Source organism: Rhodococcus sp. 14-2483-1-2 (assembly GCF_002259405.1).
GTDB lineage: Bacteria > Actinomycetota > Actinomycetes > Mycobacteriales > Mycobacteriaceae > Rhodococcoides.
The window spans coordinates 443,506-463,927 of the sequence record NZ_NPFW01000021.1 but is presented as its reverse complement, the minus strand read 5'-3'; the positions used below and the strand labels follow the sequence as shown (position 1 = coordinate 463,927).

Annotated in this window: 16 protein-coding genes; 10 read left to right on the top strand and 6 right to left on the bottom strand. The window is 65.6% G+C overall.

The features are described 5' to 3' along the window. Positions 1-13 precede the first annotated feature (13 nt). Genes CH295_RS20635 through CH295_RS20625 form a run of 3 tightly spaced genes read left to right on the top strand, consistent with a single transcriptional unit; the run spans position 14 to position 2,330 of the window. Positions 14-415, top strand: coding sequence for a GntR family transcriptional regulator (locus CH295_RS20635; RefSeq protein WP_037192750.1), 402 nt, complete (start codon positions 14-16; stop codon positions 413-415). Then, a complete protein-coding gene (locus CH295_RS20630; RefSeq protein ID WP_094741784.1) occupies positions 412-1,272 on the top strand; it encodes an ABC transporter ATP-binding protein in 861 nt (286 codons plus the stop codon). Before CH295_RS20635 ends, CH295_RS20630 begins: the two co-directional genes overlap by 4 nt. Beyond that, positions 1,269-2,330, top strand: coding sequence for an ABC-2 membrane transporter-related protein (locus tag CH295_RS20625; protein ID WP_094741783.1), 1,062 nt, complete (start codon positions 1,269-1,271; stop codon positions 2,328-2,330). Before CH295_RS20630 ends, CH295_RS20625 begins: the two co-directional genes overlap by 4 nt. A 55-nt stretch (positions 2,331-2,385) precedes the next feature. Here CH295_RS20625 and CH295_RS20620 read toward each other — a convergent pair whose 3' ends face one another. After that, complete coding sequence (locus tag CH295_RS20620; RefSeq protein ID WP_094741782.1) at positions 2,386-3,162, bottom strand: SIR2 family NAD-dependent protein deacylase; 777 nt, start codon at positions 3,160-3,162, stop codon at positions 2,386-2,388. 47 nt (positions 3,163-3,209) lie between these two features. On the opposite strand from CH295_RS20620, the gene CH295_RS20615 reads away from it, so the two are divergent. Then, complete coding sequence (locus tag CH295_RS20615; RefSeq protein ID WP_094741781.1) at positions 3,210-3,806, top strand: CHAP domain-containing protein; 597 nt, start codon at positions 3,210-3,212, stop codon at positions 3,804-3,806. Between the two features lie 6 nt (positions 3,807-3,812). Here the strand turns inward: CH295_RS20615 and CH295_RS20610 are convergent, their stop codons facing one another. Continuing rightward, positions 3,813-4,811, bottom strand: a complete 999-nt coding sequence (locus tag CH295_RS20610) for a GGDEF domain-containing protein (protein ID WP_094741780.1) — start codon at positions 4,809-4,811, stop codon at positions 3,813-3,815. Between the two features lie 16 nt (positions 4,812-4,827). On the opposite strand from CH295_RS20610, the gene CH295_RS20605 reads away from it, so the two are divergent. After that, complete coding sequence (locus CH295_RS20605) at positions 4,828-5,625, top strand: MerR family transcriptional regulator (RefSeq protein ID WP_094741779.1); 798 nt, start codon at positions 4,828-4,830, stop codon at positions 5,623-5,625. 529 nt (positions 5,626-6,154) lie between these two features. Here the strand turns inward: CH295_RS20605 and CH295_RS20600 are convergent. Further along, positions 6,155-7,369, bottom strand: coding sequence for an MFS transporter (locus CH295_RS20600; RefSeq protein WP_094741778.1), 1,215 nt, complete (start codon positions 7,367-7,369; stop codon positions 6,155-6,157). A 293-nt stretch (positions 7,370-7,662) separates the two neighbouring features. Between CH295_RS20600 and CH295_RS20595 the strand changes: the two genes are divergently transcribed. Genes CH295_RS20595 through treZ form a run of 4 tightly spaced genes read left to right on the top strand, consistent with a single transcriptional unit; the run spans position 7,663 to position 16,309 of the window. Next, a complete protein-coding gene (locus CH295_RS20595; RefSeq protein ID WP_094741777.1) occupies positions 7,663-9,810 on the top strand; it encodes an acyltransferase family protein in 2,148 nt (715 codons plus the stop codon). A gap of 56 nt (positions 9,811-9,866) precedes the next feature. Beyond that, positions 9,867-12,158, top strand: a complete 2,292-nt coding sequence (gene glgX, locus CH295_RS20590) for a glycogen debranching protein GlgX (RefSeq protein WP_094741776.1) — start codon at positions 9,867-9,869, stop codon at positions 12,156-12,158. Positions 12,159-12,161: 3 nt separating this feature from the next. Then, a complete protein-coding gene (treY, locus tag CH295_RS20585; RefSeq protein WP_094741775.1) occupies positions 12,162-14,537 on the top strand; it encodes a malto-oligosyltrehalose synthase in 2,376 nt (791 codons plus the stop codon). Between the two features lie 26 nt (positions 14,538-14,563). Then, positions 14,564-16,309, top strand: coding sequence for a malto-oligosyltrehalose trehalohydrolase (treZ, locus tag CH295_RS20580; protein WP_094741774.1), 1,746 nt, complete (start codon positions 14,564-14,566; stop codon positions 16,307-16,309). Here treZ and CH295_RS20575 read toward each other — a convergent pair. Beyond that, positions 16,282-17,829, bottom strand: coding sequence for an MFS transporter (locus tag CH295_RS20575; protein ID WP_037192768.1), 1,548 nt, complete (start codon positions 17,827-17,829; stop codon positions 16,282-16,284). The genes treZ and CH295_RS20575 overlap by 28 nt on opposite strands. Positions 17,830-17,966: 137 nt before the next feature. Here CH295_RS20575 and CH295_RS20570 point away from each other — a divergent pair, with 137 nt between their 5' ends. Continuing rightward, a complete protein-coding gene (locus tag CH295_RS20570) occupies positions 17,967-18,491 on the top strand; it encodes a TetR/AcrR family transcriptional regulator (protein WP_094635640.1) in 525 nt (174 codons plus the stop codon). A 29-nt stretch (positions 18,492-18,520) separates the two neighbouring features. Here the strand turns inward: CH295_RS20570 and ilvA are convergent, their stop codons facing one another. Both ilvA and CH295_RS20560 read right to left on the bottom strand, forming a co-directional pair. Further along, the gene (gene ilvA / locus CH295_RS20565) at positions 18,521-19,876 is read right to left on the bottom strand and encodes a threonine ammonia-lyase IlvA (protein ID WP_094635437.1); all 1,356 of its coding nucleotides are present in this window, start codon (positions 19,874-19,876) and stop codon (positions 18,521-18,523) included. Positions 19,877-19,982: 106 nt separating this feature from the next. Continuing rightward, a complete protein-coding gene (locus tag CH295_RS20560) occupies positions 19,983-20,417 on the bottom strand; it encodes a nitroreductase family deazaflavin-dependent oxidoreductase (protein WP_094635438.1) in 435 nt (144 codons plus the stop codon). Between the last annotated feature and the right edge of the window lie 5 nt (positions 20,418-20,422).

Below are 20,422 nucleotides of genomic sequence, written 5' to 3'. Positions count from 1 at the left end.
TGAAAGGGTCTTGATGATCGCGTACCGCATCGATCGTCGGTCCGGCATCCCCACCTATGTCCAGCTGATACTGCAGACCAAACAGGCCCTACGCCTCGGATCACTCACCGTCGGCGACAAGCTCCCGACGGCGAAGGACGTGGTCACGGCACTGGCCATCAACCCGAACACCGTGCTCAAGGCCTACCGCGAACTGGAGCGCGAAGGCCTGGTCGAACCACGGACCGGATCGGGAACCTTCGTCGTCGCCTCGCTGGCGAAACCCGGCATGGCCGAAAGGTCGGCGCTCGAGGCCGAACTCGGCCGCTGGATTCGCCACTGCCTCGCAGCAGGACTGGACAGACCGGACCTCGAGGCCATCGTCACCGCAGCACTCGACACACAATTCGACCGACCCGAAGGCAGCGATTCATGACCGACGCGGTTCTCACCATGGACGAGGTGGTCAAGTCGTTCCGACGCAGGGCCGTACTCGACGGCTGCTCGTTCGACATCGAAAAAGGAAGCGTCACAGCACTCGTCGGCTCCAACGGTGCAGGTAAGTCGACTCTGATGTCATTGGCAGTCGGGCTGCTCGCACCGGACGCCGGATCCATCCGAGTGCTCGGCGAGGTCGTGGGCCAACGCGGAATAGCGCCCGGCCTGTCCTATCTGGCCCAGCACAAGCCCCTCTACCCCCACTTCACCGTCGACGACATGCTGCGATTCGGCCGAAACACCAACGTGCACTGGGACGATGCCTACGCCGCCGAGCTCGTCGATGCGGCCGGAATCTCCGTCTCGGCGCGAGTGAAAGCTCTCTCCCCCGGTCACCGCACCCGCGTCGCTCTGGCTCTGGCGCTGGGCCGACGACCGGGGGTCCTTCTACTCGACGAGCCGCTCGCAGACCTCGATCCGGTCGCCCGACGTGCTGTGGCCCGAACGCTGATGCGCGACGCAGCAGAGAACGGCACGACGATCGTCCTGTCCTCACACGTTCTGTCCGAGCTGGTCGACGTCGCCGATCGACTACTCCTGTTGCGCGACGGGAAAATTCGACTCGACGGCGAACTCGACACCATCACGGCCGAGCACTACCTGCTCGTCGGGAGCACCGATGCCGAACCCACCGTCGACGACGGAACCATCGTCTCCGACGTATCCGGTTCCAGCGCAGCAGTGTTCGTCGTCCACGGCACCCGGCCGGAGACGACGCCACCGGGCTGGAGCGTCGAAGACGCCACCCTGGACGACGTCGTGCTCGCCCACCTCGGAGCGGCGGTAGCGGCATGATCTGGGTAACGTGGAGACAGTTCCGCGCGACCATTCTGTTCGGAGTGCTGACCCCACTGCTGTTGGCGGCCATCACGATTGCCATCACGCTGATCGACGGCGGTGTGGCACCGATTCCCGCGCTGCAGGGCTGCCTCGGGATCGGTGAGGACTACTGCACAGCGGAGACCGCGCAGAGCCTGGCGATTCTTCTCACGATCGCCCTCCCGGTCGTGCTCGGAACTTTCGTCGGGGTCACCGTGTTCACCCGCGATCTCGAACGTCGAACTCACGTACTCGGTCTGACCCAATCGGTGAGCAGACGACGGTGGTACGGAGTGCGCGTGCTCGTCGTGTTCGTACCGACGATGCTCGCCATGGCACTGCTCGGCTGCGCCCTGTACTGGGCGAAATATCGCACTTCCCCAGGATCGTTCACGTTCATGAGCACCGGCGAATCGCGCTTGGATTTCCCGACATTCGGGGCAACGGGGTTCGTAGCAGGCGCGTACACGGCTGTGGGACTGATGCTCGGCGCAGCATGCGCGCTGGCCATGACGAACACGATCGCCGCGATGATCACGACCCTCGTCGTGTCCACTGCGTTCCTGGCGCTGCTGCCGACGCAGATCCGCGAGCACTACGCGAACCCCGAAGTCGAGCGACTGACGGTGGAGCAGAAGGTGGGCGACATGTACGGCGGCACCCCTGACTTCTATCTGCCGATGGATTCGATCAGGATCTATCCGCGGTGGAACGTCTCGTCGGACTACGTCGATCGACACGGTGATGCCGTAGCCATCGACCTGCAGCAGTGTGACTGGCCCGACGACTACCGAGACATGAGCGAATTCGAGACGGTCGCAGAATACGAGCAGTACTCCGATCGTCAGCGCGCGAACAACGCCAGAATCGAGATCGACTGCATCCGCGCCCAGGGTGCCGAGGCCTTCCAGACGAAGTACCACGAGGATCGACTGTTCTGGCGATTCCAGGCGATGGAGACAGCCCTGACCCTGGTGATCGCCGGCCTGTTCGGTGGGCTTTCACTGCTGCTGGTTCGGCGACTACGCCCGTGACGGCGGGTCCGTCATCAGACGAAGCAGCGAGTGGCCACCGGCCTGATGTGGCGGATCAGAGTTGGGCAACCAATGCAGGCAATCCCGTCGCGGCCGTGGTGCGCCACCGGTGATCGGCCATGTCCGAGAGCTCGGTCTCGACCGGGTTGATCTCGACCACCGTCGCTCCGGCGCTGCGCGCGATCGCAGGCAGCCCGGCGAACGGGTACACCACTCCCGACGTGCCGACGACGAGAACGAGGTCGGCAGTGCGCACCGCGTCCTCGGCCGCCTCCCACGCGGCCTCGGGCAGCGATTCGCCGAACCACACCGCTCCCGGCCTGATCAACCCACCGCACAGCGGGCACTCCGGCGGCGGAACCCGCTGATCGGCCTCGGCCGGAGCATCGGCGGCACCGTCGAACTGCGCTCGTGTCCCACAGTCGCTGCAATACGGCTCGAACAGGCTGCCGTGCACGTGCGCGAGAACTGTGGCCCCGGCCCTCTCGTGGAGGTCGTCGACATTCTGGGTGGCGATGTCGACGTGCGCGCGGGCCTGCCATTGAGCCAGTGCCACGTGACCGGCGTTGGGCTCGGAGCGCCGGACCAATTCGGCTCGCCATCGATACCAGCCCCACACCAGGTCACTGTCGGCCAGCCACCCCTCCGGGCTGGCGAGATCCTTGGGGTCGAAGTCCTTCCACAACCCGCTCTGGGCGTCCCGGAATGTGGCGATCCCCGACTCGGCGGACATGCCTGCGCCGGTCAGTACGGTGATCCGCGACGCCTCTCGCGCGGAGTCCACGACAGGCTGCGGAACGGCAACGGGCGACTGATTCTCGGAAGTGGTCACACGGTCATTGTGCCGAGCGGTGTGGCACGTCGCGCTACCGTGGTCGCATGAGCATCGACACCACCGCGCGCACTCGACGACGCTGGCCCCTGTGGTCGGCGGCCTGCGCCGCTGTCGTCGTCGTGGTGGCGGTCGGAATTCTGTGGCTGGCACCGAGCCGGTATCTCCCGTGGGACACCGAAGCCTTCCCCGAGGTGAACGCAGGCGAGCTGACCGCCGATCAGGCCCGGGTGGTCGAACTCCTCCGCACCGAGCACGAGCAGCAGCGGCCGGGGACGTTCTACGCCGAGGGCGTCGACGAAGCGTGGTGCGCGGATTTCGTCAGCTGGATCATGAAGGAGGCGGGCCTGCCGTTGTCGAACCCCAATTCGGGTTCGTGGCGGATTCCCGGCGTCTACACCCTGCAGGAGTACTACCAGGAGCAGGGCCGATTCGAAGCGGTCGGTGGCTACACGCCTTCGGTGGGCGATGTGGTGCTCTACGACAACACCAGCTGGGCCGGCCAACACACCAACGTGATCGTCGCGGTGGACGGCGACGAGGCCATCACCGTCGGCGGCAACGAAGCCGGCAAGATCAGGGTGCACACGCTGCACTACGCATCCGATTCCGGGGTCGTCGGATTCGGTCGCCTGCAGAACTGACGGTCGTCACGTCGGAATCGCGGCTGCGTCCCCGTACGAACGCGCACCACCGTCGCGTTTTGCTCGGTAGAGCAACATGTCCGCGCGGTCGAAGCAGTCGTCGACGGACTCCCCCACACGCAGTGTCGTGTAGCCGGCCGAGAATGTCTGTCCGTCGGGCACGACCGCCGACAACTCGGCAAGCACGGCCGACATGGTCGTCGGACCCACATCGGGCATGACGAGAGCGAATTCCTCGCCGCCCCACCTGGCGATGGAGGCTCGACTGCCGAGCAGGTCCTCGGCAGCAGCAGAGAACTGAATCAACAGCCGATCACCGCGTCCGTGACCGTACTTGTCGTTGTACGACTTGAATCGATCGAAGTCGACCATCGCCAGAGCCAGTGCGACACCGGCAGCACGCGGTGTCGTCAACTGATGCAGCCGATCGCGCCATCCACGCCGGTTGAGCAATCCGGTGAGGGCATCGGTGTGCGCGGCCTGGCGGAGGTCGTCCTCGAGACGCCGACGATCGGTGATGTCGTGCACGACGGCCATCGTCCACCGAATGCCCCCGGGGCCGGGGACCTCACTGGCCGAGATCCATCCCCACCGCACCGTGCCGTCCGGATGCAGGTAGCGCTTCTCGACGTGGACCGATTCCCCACGCGCCTTGGAGTCGTCCATGATCTGTTCCATGGCGGCGTGCTGGGCCAGATCGTCGGGATGGGTGAATTCGCGAGAGGAGCGGCCGGCCAACAGATGACGCGGACAACCGACGATTGCCGCGTACGCCTCGTTCGCGAGAACCAACAGTCCGTTCTCGTCGGCCAGTGCCAATCCGACCGTGCTGGCCTCGAACATCTCCCGATACCAACGATCGGTGTCGACCATCTTCAGCCAGGTCTCTTCCTCGAACAGTGCGAACCACGTCGAATCGCACGGACCACCGAGAATACTCGGTGCGTCGCACAGGGGCTGCCTGTGAGCAGGGCGCTGCCGATCTTGACCTTGACGTAGCGTCACGGTTCACACTGAACACATGAGAATCGGATCCCTGGCCGACGCCGCCGGAACGACACCTCGAACAGTGCGGCACTATCACCGTCTCGGCCTGCTCGGTGAGCCACGCCGTCTGTCCAACGGCTATCGCGAGTACACGATCGACGACGTGGTTCGACTGATGAGAATCCGTTGGCTTGCCGACTGCGGAATGCCTCTCGGCGCGATAGCTGCCGCCCTCGACCGGTCCGAGGCGGACGAGAGCGACGTGGTCGCCGATCTACGCGCTCTGTTGTCCGGTATCGAATCGCAGCAGAAAGCTCTGGCGCACCGGCACACTCGCTTGTCGGCCCTGCTCGACGACGCCGTCGAGCATCGTCCACTGACCGCGCTGCCGCGCGATGCGGCGGACACACTGGCCGCGTTGATCGATGCCGCTGCCGAGACCGACCGCGAAGCGCTGCTCCGTGAGCGTGACCTGCTCGAGGTGATGGCGATCTCGGGCACCGTCCCCTCGTCGTTCTTCGAGTCGATGACAGCGACGCTGGCCGATCCCGACACCCGGGTGAAGTACCTGGCGCTCCTGCGCAGATTCAGCGCGCTCGAAGGCCGAGGGGTCGACGATGCCGCAGCCGACATCGATTCGCTCGCAGCAGAATTGGCGTCGGTGCTCGATATTCCCGCTCTCGTTTCGGCGGAGCCGGAGGTCTCCACCCACGAGACCGGCCCGCTGAGTATCGACGACATCGTGCCCGATCCCGCTCAGCGCGCAGTGATCATCGACGCCATCGCACGTCTGCAGACCAGCGAACCCAGCCGCCCCGGTGCTGCTCGATGACGGTCCACACCCCGGTCCGGGTCGGCAGATGGCACGCATTGCTGCTGTGGGGCCGTCGACGGCATGCGCCGATCGGCGCGGATTCGGCAGTGTTCACCGCGGTACGTGGAACCCTTGCGATGCCGGTGATGTTCGGCGTCGTCACCGTCATCGAGATGGTCGTTCTGCATCTGCTGATTCCGGTGCTGTGGATCAGTGCAGTCCTCGCAGCTCTGTCGGTGGCGTCACTGATCGTGCTCACCTCGTCGGTCGCGCTGGCCCGCGTCCATCCTCACGTTCTCTCGCCGACCACACTCACTCTGCGAACCTCCGGGAAGGTCGTCGCGATGGTGGACCGAGCGACCATCGTCTCCGCCCGAATCCACCGCCGCTACGGCGTCGTGTCGCCGACGCTCGACGGCGGCCGACTCGTCCTACCGCATCAGGACGGCACCACCGTCGACATCGATTTGTCCTGCCCTACAACGGTTGCCGTGCCCTCGCCCCTGCAGCGGTGGAGGGTCGAGGGCAGCGCCCACTCCTTCGGCCTTCAGGTGGACGATCCCGCGGCACTGGTTGCAGCGCTCGGTCGTCCCGCCCCCGCGATCGGATTCACGTCGGCGCGTCGGAGCAGACCGGTCGCGAACAACAACACCATCAAGGCAGCCGCGGTGATGCCGGATCCGGCCCAGATGGGCGAGGTGTAGCCGAGACCGGCCGAGATCGTGACACCGCCGAGCCACGCGCCCAACGCGTTTCCGAGATTGAACGCGGCGATGTTCGCGCCGGACGCCATCGTCGGAGCGTCGGATGCGAACGACATCACCCGCATCTGCAGCCCCGGGACCGTTGCGAAGCCGAACGCACCCATGAGCACGAGAGATGCGATCGTCGCCGGACGACTCTCCGCGGTGAGCGCGAAGAAGACGAGTACGACGGTCAGCGCACCGAGCAGAATCGTCAGCGTGCCGGTGAGGTTGCGGTCTGCCGCCTTGCCGCCGAGATAGTTGCCGACGAACAACCCGCCGCCGAACAGCACGAGGAGCCACGGCACCGAACTCGACGCGAAGCCACTGACGTCGGTGAGCGTGAACGCGATGTACGTGAACGCACCGAACATGCCGCCGTACCCGAGCACCGTGACCACGATGGACAGCCATACCTGCACCGATCGGAACGCGCGCAACTCTCGCCGCAGATTGCTCACCTCACCGCTCCCGGTGTCGCGAGGAACGAGGGCGGCGATGCCGATCGACGCGACGATGCCGATCACCGTGATCGCCCAGAACGTCGAGCGCCAACCGTGGTTCTGACCCAGGAACGTCCCGAACGGAACTCCCAGGACGTTGGCGGCGGTGAGGCCGGCGAACATCATGGCGATGGCTCCGGCCTTCTTCGCCGGCTCGACCAGGCTCGCCGCGACGACGGCACCGATGCCGAAGAACGCTCCGTGACACAGCGCTGCGACGACGCGGCCGAACAGCATCATCTCGTAGCTGCTCGACAGTGCGGAAACGAGATTGCCGACGATGAACAGGCACATCAGTGCGAGCAGGACGTTCTTGCGAGGAAACCGTGTCACGGCTGCGGTGACGAACAGTGCCCCGACGACGACGGACAGCGCGTAGCCGGTGATGAGCCAGCCGGCGGTGGCCTCGGTGACCGCAAAATCGGCCGCGACTTCGGGCAGTAGGCCCATGATGACGAATTCGGTCAAACCGATTCCGAATCCCCCGATGGCGAGGGCGAGCAAGCCGAGTGGCATGTCTGAACTCCTGAATGGAAGATGCGTACGCATTTATCGAGCTATCGCGTTTAGTTGCACGCGCTTGATAAATGCTTGCATACGCCTCATACATGCGCAAGCCGTACGATGCGCAAGGCGCCCGAAACCGCCCCCGAACTGGGCCGATTGCGGCAAAGCAGACTCCGAGGAGTACTTCACCTCACGTACACGTATTGTTTGCCCCAGAATCCCGGTCTCATCAAGATCGGGTACCACCGTCCGCGACCCCCGACCGAGTGGTCGATACACAGCCGGGAAGTCACTTCTCCTCCATGCACGTACCCCACAGCAGAGCCGGCACCGATTCGGTCGCCGATACCTCGGCCCCGGTTGTTGCGGCTCAGGGGGATGCAGATTCTCCGCCCAGCGGTACGCACCGGCCACCGCAACGCCGAGATCTCAACGGCCTGCGCGGTGTCGCGATCGCCCTCGTTGTCGTCTTCCACATCTGGATGGGTCGGGTCTCGGGCGGCGTCGATGTATTCCTCACACTGTCCGGCTTCTTCTTCACCGCATCTCTGCTTCGATCGGCCGAGGCCGGGGCAAGCCTGAATCCGTTCACCCGGATCACGCGGGTGCTGCGCAGGCTCGGGCCTCCCCTGCTGATCACATTGCTTGCGGTTGCCGTCGCATCGGTGTTCCTGCTGCCGCGCACTCGTTGGGCCGACCTGGGCGATCAACTGGTATCCGGTGTCTTCTACTACGTGAACTGGCAGCTGGCGACGACGGCCAACGACTACCTTGCGGCCGACCCCTCGGTGAGCCCACTGCAGCACCTGTGGTCGGTGGCCGTGCAGTTCCAGTTCTATCTACTGGCCATTGCCGTCGTGTTCGGTCTCGCGTGGATACGACGCACCGTGCGTCCCGACGGACTACGAAGCCTTCGACCGCAGACGTTCGCGGCGATATTCGCCGTGATAGCGGTGGTGTCCTTCGTCTACGCAGCAGACGGTGTGCAACGCCATCAGGCGTGGAACTACTACGACACCGGTGCGCGGCTCTGGGAGATCATGCTCGGTGCCGCCGTCGCCGCCGTGTTCGCCGCACGAAGCCACGGTCCGACCGAGACGTCGTCGCGATACCCCCGCTCGTCGTCGACCGTGCGCTCGGTTCTCGCCGTGGTCGGCATGACCGTCATCGTCGGGTGCGGCTTCGTGGTCGACGGAGTGACTGCCTTTCCCGGCCCCCTGGCCCTCGTTCCGGTGTTGGCCACCATCGCGTTGATCGTCGCCGGCTCCGAGACCGCCGTCGCGGCCACGCTCTCCAATCGGTTCTTCGCCTGGGTCGGATCGATCGCGTTTCCGCTGTACCTGTGGCACTGGCCGCTGCTGATCTTCTATCTGTCGGCCACCGGCCGGCCCCACGCCGACGTACTCGGCGGTCTCGGCATCATCGGAGCCTCGGTCGCACTGGCATGGCTCACCGTCCGTCTCGTCGAGCGCCCCACCCAGTCGAGCACGTTCACACCAGGACGCATCGCGGTGACTGCGACCGCGACGATCGCCGCAGTCGCAGTGACGGCCGGCTCGGTCGGATGGAACGTCTACATCGATCGGTCGATCACCGCGGTGCAGGCGGACGGATCGGTCGACGAACTGACTCACCCCGGAGCGCTCGAACTCACCGACGGGATTCGCGTGGAGCCGGCCGACATCAGTCCGCCGCTCTACTCCGCTCCCGAGGATCTCCCCGTCACCACCCTCGAGGGCTGCATCGCGGACTTCGAGACGCGGGACGCGATCTGTTGCACCTACGGCGACGTCGACTCGGACCGAACGATCGTGCTGGCAGGCAGTTCACATGCCGAACACTGGGTGACGGCCCTCGACACACTCGGTCTCCGGCACGGCTTCAAGGTCGTCACGTTTCTCAAGATGGGCTGTCCGTTGAGCACGGACACGATGCCGATGCTCGGCCCCAACGAGTACCCCGACTGCCTGGATTGGACGCAGACCGTGCTCGCCGACGTGGCCGCGATGCAGCCGGACTACGTGTTCACCACCGCCACCCGCCCCCGAGAGGACGTTCCCGGCGACTACACCCCCAACTGGTACGCCTCGGTATGGCAGCAACTGATCGGCGACGGAGTGGGAATACTGGGTGTCAGGGACACCCCGTGGCTTGCGTATCGGGCTATCGACTGCCTCGCCGACGGCGGCACGGCCGCCTCGTGCGGTATCCCGAGGGACGAGGCGTTGGACCCCGTCAACCCGGCCCTTGCCTCCTCGTTCCAGCTGCCCGGGTTCTCTGCTCTCGACCTGTCCGATGCCGTGTGCGACGACACCGTGTGCCGCGTCGAGCAGGGCAACGTTCTGATCTACCGTGACGAACACCATCTCACCGCGACCTACGTGCGAACTCTCACCACCGAGCTGGGCCGACAGATCGGATCGGCCACCGGCTGGTGGGCCGGACCGTGACCGGAGCGGGTCGCGCTCGGTAAGCCCGGGCCCACCCGCCACAGTAGGGTTGATCCATGCTGCACGAAGCCTCCGACGACACGCCTGCCATCGCAGTATGGCCGGGATCCGCTTATCCGCTCGGCGCGACCTACGACGGAGCAGGAACCAATTTCGCACTGTTCTCCGAGGCCGCGGAGGCCGTGGATCTGTGCCTGATCGCCGACGACGGAACCGAGACCCGCATCCGCTTCGAGGAGTCCGACGGCTACGTCTGGCACGCGTATCTGCCCACGGTGGAACCGGGTCAGCGCTACGGCTACCGCGTCCACGGCCCATGGGATCCGGCAGCCGGGCACCGCTGTGACCCGAGCAAGCTGCTCGTCGATCCGTACGGCAAGGCGTTCGAGGGATCGTTCGACGGCGACCGATCGCTGTTCTCGTACAACATGGACGCGCCGGCTCCCGAACCCGAGGCCGAGGTACGGATCGACGAGGAATCCGCGGATTCACTCGACGCCGAGGCCCCGTTCGAGGACGCCACCGATCTCGCCGATCCCGACGACGAGATCATCGAGGACGCTCCCATCGCGCACGACGACGTGCCGAACAACGACTTCCCCCAGCACGATTCGCTCGGGCACACGATGACCACCGTCGTGATCAACCCCTTCTTCGACTGGCAGGCCGATCGCGCCCCCAAGCGCCCGTATCACGAGACGGTGATCTACGAGGCCCACGTCAAGGGCATGACGATCAACCATCCCGACATCCCCGAAACCGAGCGCGGCACCTACGCAGGCCTGGCGCATCCGGTGATCATCGACCACCTCAACCACCTCGGTGTCACGGCCATCGAGCTGATGCCGGTGCACCAGTTCATGCAAGATCAGGTTCTGCTGGACAAGGGACTGCGAAACTACTGGGGCTACAACACATTCGGCTTCCTGGCCCCGCACGCCGAGTACTCCTCACACAAGTCCCCCGGTGCCGCGGTCACCGAGTTCAAGGCCATGGTTCGTTCGTTCCACGCCGCCGGCATCGAGGTGATCCTCGACGTGGTCTACAACCACACCGCCGAGGGCAACCACATGGGCCCGACCATCAGCTTCCGCGGCATCGACAACGCCGCGTACTACCGGCTCGTCGACGGCGACCTTGAGCACTACATGGATTACACCGGTACCGGCAACAGCCTCAACGCGCGACACCCGCACACGCTGCAGCTCATCATGGACTCACTGCGCTACTGGGTCACCGAGATGCACGTCGACGGATTCCGCTTCGACCTCGCGTCCACCCTGGCTCGCGAACTGCACGACGTCGATCGCCTGAGCGCGTTCTTCGATCTGGTGCAACAGGATCCGGTCGTCAGCCAGGTGAAACTGATCGCCGAGCCCTGGGACATCGGCGAAGGCGGCTACCAGGTCGGCAACTTCCCCGGCCTGTGGACGGAATGGAACGGCAAATACCGCGACACCGTGCGCGACTACTGGCGGGGCGAGCCTGCCACGCTGGGCGAGTTCGCGTCGAGACTGACCGGATCCTCGGATTTGTACGAGGCCACCGGCCGTCGCCCCGGTGCCAGCATCAACTTCGTCATCGCGCACGACGGGTTCACCCTCAACGATCTGGTGTCCTACAACGACAAGCACAACGACGCCAACGGCGAGGACAACAACGACGGCGAGAGCCACAACCGCTCGTGGAACTGCGGCGTCGAGGGCCCGACGGACGATCCGGAGATCCTCGACCTGCGTGCCCGCCAGATCCGCAACATCATGGCGACGTTGCTGCTCAGTCAGGGCACGCCGATGATCGCCCACGGCGACGAGATGGCGCGCACTCAGCAGGGCAACAACAACGTCTACTGCCAGGACTCCGAACTGGCCTGGATGGACTGGTCGTTGGCCGAGAAGAACGCCGAACTGATCGAGTTCACCCGCAACGCCATCGCGCTGCGTGCCGAGCACCCGGTGTTCCGGCGTCGACGGTTCTTCGAGGGCCGTCCCATTCGAACCGGCGAGCAGGCCCGAGACATCGCCTGGCTCACCCCCGCGGGCGAGGAGATGACTCCGGAGGACTGGGACAGCGGATTCGGCAAATCGCTCACCGTGTTCCTCAACGGTGACGGAATCCCGGAACCGAACCAGCGCGGCGAGCGCGTGGTGGACGACTCGTTCCTGTTGTGCTTCAACGCACATCACGAGACCATCGAGTTCGTGACCCCGGACGGAAACTACGCCAAGGAGTGGACGGTGGCGCTGAACACCGCGTCGCGAACCGGGACAAGTGAGAAATCGATCGAAGCGGGTACACCGGTGGAAGTCACCGCTCGTTCCTTGCTCGTTCTACGAAAGACTGCCTGACATATGCCGCTGCCCACCAGTACATACCGGTTACAACTGCGGGGCGATGCCTTCACCCTGGCCGACGCCTCCGACGTGGTCGATTATTTACACGACCTCGGCGTCACCCACCTCTATCTGTCGCCCATCCTCACTGCGACCGAGGGCTCGACCCACGGTTACGATGTCACCGACACCTCGACTGTCTCGGCCGCACTCGGGGGCCGAGAGGCATTCACGCAGTTGCATTCTCGTGCTGCCGAACTGGGCATGGGGATCATCGTCGACATCGTGCCCAACCACGTCGGAGTGGAGGATCCGCGGCAGAACGGATGGTGGTGGGACGTACTGCGGCGTGGTCGCGACTCCGAGTACGCAACGTACTTCGACATCGACTTCGGAGCCGACAACGGCGTCGACGGCAAGATCGCCATCCCCGTCCTGGGTAGCGCGAGCGACGTCGGTGAGCTGACCGTCGACCGCTCCGAGGACCAGCCTCTGCTCGCGTTCTACGAGCACCGCTTCCCCATCGCCGACGGCACGGACAGCGGCGACGCGCAGGCCGTGCACGACCGTCAGTCGTACCGACTGGTGAGCTGGTCCGACGGGCTGATCGGGTACCGACGGTTCTTCTCGGTCAACGGCCTCGCGGGAATTCGGCAGGAAGACCTCGACGTCTTCACCGACTCCCATCGTCAGGTGGCCAGTTGGATCGAGGACGGTCTGATCGACGGACTTCGCGTCGACCATCCCGATGGTCTGGCCGACCCCGCCGGCTACCTCACCGAACTACGCGGACTTCTCGGCCCCGATCGGTGGCTGGTCATCGAGAAGATTCTCGCCGACGGCGAACCGTTGGACGAGTCGCTCCCCGTCGACGGCACGACCGGATACGACGCCCTGGCCGCAGTCGGCGGAGTGTTCGTCGACCCCGAGGGCGTGCACGCGCTCACCGCGTTGTCCCAGGTGCGCTCGGGCATCGCCTACGACAGCGAGACGCTGCACGAGACGGAACTCGACCTCAAGACCGGTGTCGCCCGCGGGGATCTGTCCCCGGAGGTACGACGCCTGGCGCGGGCCGTCGTGCGCGAGTCCGGCACGAGCGTCGATCTCGAGTCCGTCATCGACGCGATCGTCGCCGTCGTCGCGGCCGTTCCCGTGTACAGGACCGACTACGCGCCGCTCGCCCGCGTCCTGCCCGGCGTGATCGCGGAGATCGGCGAGGAGCAGCCCGAACTGGCAGCCGGCCTCGGTGCGTTGACGACAGCTCTCATCGGCGGTGCCGAATCGCCGGTGCGATTCGATCAGGTGTGCGGTGCCGTCACCGCCAAGGGCGTCGAGGACTGCTTGTTCTATCGCGCCAACCGGCTCATCTCGCTGCAGGAGGTCGGCGGCGATCCCAGCCGATTCGGTTGCAGCACAGAGTTCTTCCATCTCACCAATGCGGACCGCGCGAAGCGTTGGCCTGCTGCGATGACCACGCTGTCGACTCACGACACCAAGCGAGGCGAGGATGTGCGAGCGCGCATCGGCGTGCTGTCGCAGACTCCCGAACTGTGGGCCCGATGCATCACCGACTGGGAAGAACTGGCCCCGAGTCCAGACGGCACCACTGGAATGTTCCTGTGGCAGAACCTGTTCGGAGTCTGGCCGACGGACGGCGTGGTCACCTCCTCGTTGCGTGAACGCGTCCACGCATACGCGGAGAAGGCGATCCGCGAGGCAGCCCTTCGCACGACGTGGACCGACCCGGACGAGGAATTCGAGTCCGCGGTACACAGCTGGCTCGACGCGATCTTCGACGGTGCCGTCGCGCGTTCGATGTCGATGCTCGTCGAGAAGCTCGCTCCGCACGGCCATTCCGGCGCACTGGGTCAGAAACTGCTGAACCTGGCCGGGCCCGGTATCCCCGATGTGTACCAGGGCACCGAGTTGTGGGAGGACTCGCTCGTCGACCCCGACAACAGACGGCCCGTCGACTACTCGGTCCGTCGATCGATGCTCGCCGCGTCGAACTCCGCTGCACTCTCGGTCGATACGGGTGCTGCCAAGCTCGCCGTCGTTCGCTCCGCACTGCACGTGCGACGCGAGCGACCCGAAAGTTTCGTCGGCGGAACCTACACCCCCATCGTCGCGAACGGATCCGCAGCCGAGCACCTCGTCGGATTCGCGCGTGGCCCACTGGCCGGCAACGCCGACGTGATCGCACTGGCCACCAGACTCTCACTCGGCGTCTCCGAGCAGGGTTGGGGTGAGACAACCGTGTCCCTGCCCGACGGCCGCTGGCGCGATCGGATTACCGACGTCGAACACACCGGCACCGTGTCGGTCGCCGAGATGTTCGCCTCACTCCCGGTCGCACTCCTGGTGCGCGACAACGAAGAAGCGGTGACACAGTGACATCGACAGCAGCGACATCGACAGCAGTGACATCACCGGCAGCGACTCGTCGGTTCCAGGTCTGGGCACCGACCCCCGAGACCGTCCGCCTCCAGCTCGACGACACGGTGCATCCGATGCAGCGCTCCTCGAACGGGTGGTGGCACGCGGATGTCGACTGCAGCCCGACGAGTCGTTACGGCTTCCTGCTCGACGACGCAGACAAGGCGCTCCCGGATCCGCGGTCGCCTCGGCAGCCCGACGGCGTACACGAGCTGTCCCAGGTCTTCCAGGTCGATCCGACGCTGTGGACCGACGCCGCCTGGACCGGACGGCAACTGCCCGGCTCGTCGATCTACGAGCTGCACATCGGCACGTTCACCGACGAGGGCACGTTCGACGCGGCCATCACCAAGCTCGATCATCTGGTCGACCTCGGCGTGACATTCGTCGAGATCATGCCGGTCAACGGGTTCAACGGCGTGCACAACTGGGGCTACGACGGTGTGCTCTGGTACACCGTGCACGAGACGTACGGCGGCCCGGAAGGCTTGCAGCGCTTGGTCGATGCCTGCCATGGCCGCGGCATCGGCGTCGTTCTCGACGTGGTCTACAACCACCTCGGCCCGTCCGGCAACTACCTGGACCGCTTCGGCCCGTACATGACCGAGGGTGCCAACAGTTGGGGCCAGGCGATCAACTACGCCGAGGCCGACTCGGGCGAGGTGCGACGCTACGCCCTCGACAACGCGCTGCGGTGGTTCTCCGAGTTCCACATCGACGCGCTGCGACTCGACGCAGTACACGCGATCGTCGACCACACTGCGGTGCACCTGCTCGAACAGCTGTCGATCGAAACCCGAAGTCTCTCGGCACATCTGGGTCGGCCACTGACCCTGATCGCCGAGAGCGATCTCAACGATCCGATGCTGATCACCGCTCGGTCGGGCGGCGGTTACGGACTCGACGCCCAGTGGGACGACGACATCCACCATGCGATCCATGCCGCGGTCTCCGGTGAGCGGCAGGGCTACTACGGCGATTTCGGTTCGCTGCAGGGGCTTGCGAACACGCTGCGGCAGGGCTTCTTTCACGCCGGAACGTACTCGAGTTTCCGCGGCCGTATCCACGGTCGCCCGCTGGACACCCGACGAATCCCGGCCAGCTCCCTGGTGACCTACACGACCACGCACGACCAGGTGGGCAACCGTGCGATCGGCGATCGACCGGGCTTCTACCTCTCCCCCGGCCAGCTCGCGATCAAGGCCGCCCTGGTGCTGACCTCGCCCTACACTCCGATGCTGTTCATGGGCGAAGAATGGGGAGCGTCGACGCCGTTCCAGTTCTTCACCTCGCACCCCGAGCCCGAGCTGGGCAAGGCCACCGCAGAGGGGCGCAAAGCGGAGTTCGCCGAGCACGGTTGGGACAAGAGCGACATCCCGGATCCGCAGGATCCCGAGACGTTCACGCGATCGAAGCTGAACTGGGCGGAGCTGGGCGACGGCGATCATGCGCGACTGTTGGCCGTCTACCGCGATCTGTTGCGGCTGCGCCGTGACCGGACCGAATTGACCGATCCGTGGCTCGACCACGTGAAGGTGGAGTACGACGAGGACGCGAAGTGGATCGTCGTTCGCCGAGGCCGCATCAGCGTGGTGTGCAACCTGTCCGAATCCGCGGTGGCGGTGCCGGTCGGCGGCTCCGCCCTGCTCGAGTGGGAGCCGACGACCTCGGACCGGACCGGCTCCGCCACCACGGTTCCTGGTCACTCCGTCGTCGTGCTGGAGTCCTGACGCCTGCGTAGATTGACCAGGACGAACACGGCGGTGATCGCCAGCACCACCGCGGTGGCGACGGCCGCGACATGCATGCCCGATACGAACGCAGCATGTGCGGAATCGAGCAGAACCGTCGCCACCGAGTCCGGCAACTCACGAGCCACCGCATCCGCTCCGCCGAGTGTCTCGCCTGCCTTGGCTCCGAGCTCGGGGGTCAGCTGGGTGACGTCGATTCCGCGACGGAAGATGGCCATCACGACGGTGCCGAGCACGGCGACACCCAGCGCGATACCCAGCTCGTACGCGGTCTCCGACACCGCCGAGGCAGCTCCCGCTCGTTCGGGTTCGACGGAGCTGACGACCAACTCGGAGGTCAGCGTCAGCGCGACACCGACTCCCGCTCCGACGAGGACGAATCCGGCGATGAACAACGCCGGGCCGCTGTCGGTTGCGAGGCCGACCAGGAGGCCTGCGCCCGCGGCGGCCACGAACATCGCGACGCCGAGAACCGTTCCCGCGCTGAAGTATCGAACCAGCACCGCAACCAGCAGTGAGGTGACGATACTGGCCGCCGTGCCCGGTAGCAGCAGCAATCCGGCTTCGAGCGGGCTGTTGCCGAGTACGAGCTGCAGGTACTGCGAGCCGAAGAACAGCACCCCGGCGAGGGCGAACACCGACAGGAAGTTCGTGGCGACGCCCGTCGAGAACGCCCGGTTCGCGAACAGCCTCAGGTCGATCATCGGCGCGGCGAGGGTCCGCTGCCGGCGGACGAACACGAAGCCGGCGATCACACCGATCACGGCGGAGAGCAGGTACACCACGTCGAATCCGTGCGCTGCGGTTTCTTTCACCGCGAACACCACGGGCACGATGGCGAGCATCGACAGCGCCGAACTCGTGAGGTCGAAGCGGCCCGGATTCGGATCCTTGGACTCGGGAATCACCAGTGGCCCGAGCGCGATCAGCACGATCATCACGGGAATGTTGATGAGAAACACCGAGCCCCACCAGAAGTGCTCGAGCAGCCAACCGCCCACGAGTGGACCGGCCGCAGCACCGCCACCCGCCATCGCGCCCCACACGCCGATGGCGGCGACACGCTGACGCGGGTTCAGGAAGATGGTCCTGATCAGGCCGAGCGTCGCGGGCATCAAGGTCGCGCCGGAAATACCTTGCAACACCCGCGCGGCGATGAGCATCTCGGCGCTGGTCGACACAGCGGCGACGAGCGAGGCGATGCCGAAGCCCGCTGCTCCGATCAGCAGCAGTCGGCGACGGCCGATGCGATCGCCGAGCGTGCCCATGGTGATGAGCAGGCCGGCCAGGACGAACGAGTAGACGTCGATGATCCACAGCAGCTGGTTGCTGGTCGGTGCCAAGTCCGAACTGATGAACGGCAGTGCCAGATCGAGGACGGTGCCATCGACAGCGATGAGCAGCACCGCGAACGCCAGCACCACCAAACCGAGCCAGTCCCGAGGGGTCGCCCGGTGCTCGGATCCCCCGGCTACCTCGTGCACCGATCCGGTGCGCATGTCACTCACTACATCTCCTACGTTCTGCGCTCGGTGCGCCGGCGATGGCCGGGTCCGAAACGCCTGCGAGCACCAACCGTCCAGCCGGTACAGTGATCGAGAGTACCGCGAACCGTCCAGCCGGTAAAGTGACTTTCATGTCATCGGACACCCGCGACCGAATACTCGACGCACTCGAATCGATGCTGATCGAACACGGCATGACCAAGGTGACCCTCGACAGCGTCGCCGCCGCCGCAGGCGTCTCCAAGGGCGGTCTGCTCTATCACTTCAAGACCAAGGACGCGCTGATCGCCGCCATGGTGCGACGACTCGGTGCCCAGGCCGACCAGCAGCGCGCCGACGCCGCAGCAGGCGGAACCTCGGTGGCCGAGTGGTATCTGCAACCGCCCGACTCCATCTCCGAGAAGGAGATTGCACTGTATCGATCGACCCTGGCCGCGTTACGCAGCGTCGACGGCAATTCCGGCGAGGTGCAGGACGCCGTCACCGAGATGATGCGGTTGTGGGACGAGGGTCTGCGCACCGAGATCGACGATCCGGTCCAGGCCGAGATCATCAGACTCGTCGGCGACGGGATCTACCTCGGTGCCCTCCTCGATCTTCCGGGAGTGGACCCCGACCTGCATCGACGGGTGGTCGATCGCCTTCTCGGCCGGTGACTTCGCGCGGGTACGTTCGGTGTGCCGACTCAGGTCAGATAGCGGTACACCGGGGAACCCGGCTCCAGCTGCTCGACGTGCAGGTGCGAATCCCGCATGCGTTCCAGAAGCGGGCCCAATCCGCTCGCGAACCCGAGTTCGATGCCGACCAGTGCGGCACCGGTCTCCCGGTTGTTTCGCTTGACGTACTCGAACAGCGTGATGTCGTCCTCGGGGCCGAGTACCTCGTCGAGGAATCGGCGAAGCGCTCCGGGTTCCTGCGGAAAATCCACCAGGAAGTAGTGCTTGAGCCCCAAATGCACCAGAGAGCGCTCGAGGATCTCGCCGTATCGGGAGACGTCGTTGTTTCCACCCGAGACCAGGCACACGACGGTACTGCCGGGGGCGATGTCGAGGTGTTCGAGCGCAGCCACCGCGAGTGCACCCGCGGGCTCGGCGATGACGCCCTCGTTCTGGTACAGCGCCAGCATCGCAGTGCAGATCGCGCCCTCGTCGATCTGCGTGATCAGGAACGCACCGGGGCCTGCACTGTCGAACACCGGCGCGGTGAGCAGCGGCAACGACGCGTGCGAGACCACGCTCGCGCCCAGCGACCGCAGCGCGGCGTACGGCACGTCTCCGATGCGGCGGACGGCAGCTCCGTCGACGAACGGATCGATGTCGGAGAGCGTCACCGGGCCACCGGCGATCAGTGCGGCGGTCATCGACGCGGCTCCGGACGGCTCGACGCCCACCAGTGAGGTCTGCGGTGCTCGCTCGCGCAGGTAGCTCGAGATGCCCGCGATGCATCCGCCGCCGCCGACGGGCATCACGACGACGTCCGGCGCGCTGCCGAGCTGGTCGACTATTTCGGCGGCGATGGTGCCTTGGCCGGCCACGGTACGGGGATCGTCGAACGGCGGCACCATCGTGGCACCGGTACGAGCGACGTCCTCGGCCGCCGCTGCGGCAGCAGCGTCGAACGTGTCCCCGATGACGATGAGATCGACGAACTCGCCGCCGTGCACCCGGATTCGGTCACGCTTCTGCTTGGGGGTGTTGGCCGGGACGTAGATCCGCCCCCGCACCTGCATCGTCCGGCACGCGAACGCGACGCCCTGAGCATGGTTGCCTGCACTCGCCGTCACCACGCCCACGGAGCGCTCGGCGTCCGTCAGCTGATCCATCAGGTTGTATGCGCCGCGAATCTTGTACGACCGCACGATCTGCAGGTCCTCGCGCTTGAGGTAGACCTTCGCGCCCGTCTCCGCAGACAGTCGCTCGCACAGCTGCAGGGGCGTCGCCGCCACCACCGAAGAAATTCGCACGGCAGCGGCATCGATGTCGGCAGCGGTGACGGCTACCGACGATGAGTGCTGGGAGGCGAGTTCAGGGGATGAAGACACCAGGACATGCTGCCACCAGCGTCGAACGGTTGCCCATCCGGGACCGTTCCACGCTGGACACCGGGTCGTTCCGCAGGCTCGACTCCGGAACGCCGGCGACGCCGTTTCAGGCGCGTGAGAGTACGAGAACAGGTATCTCGCGGTCGGTCTTCTTCTGATACTCCGCGTAGTCGGGGTACGCGGCAACCGAACGTTCCCACCACACGGCCTTCTCGTCGCCGGTCACTTCGCGTGCGATGTAGTCGTGCTTGTCCGGACCGTCCTGCAGCTCGACGAGCGGCTCGGCCTTGACGTTGTGGTACCAGACCGGGTGCTTCGGTGCTCCGCCGAGCGAGGCGACGATGGCGTACTCGCCGTCGTGTTCGACCTTCATCAACGGCGACTTGCGCAGCTTGCCGCTCTTGTTGCCCTTGGTGGTCAACAGCACCACCGGCATGCCGTTCATCATCGTGCCTTCGGTTCCGCCGGAGTTCTCGTACAGCTCGGCCTGCTCGCGGGCCCAGTCGGATGAACTCGGTTCGTATTCTCCTGTCAATGGCATGACTT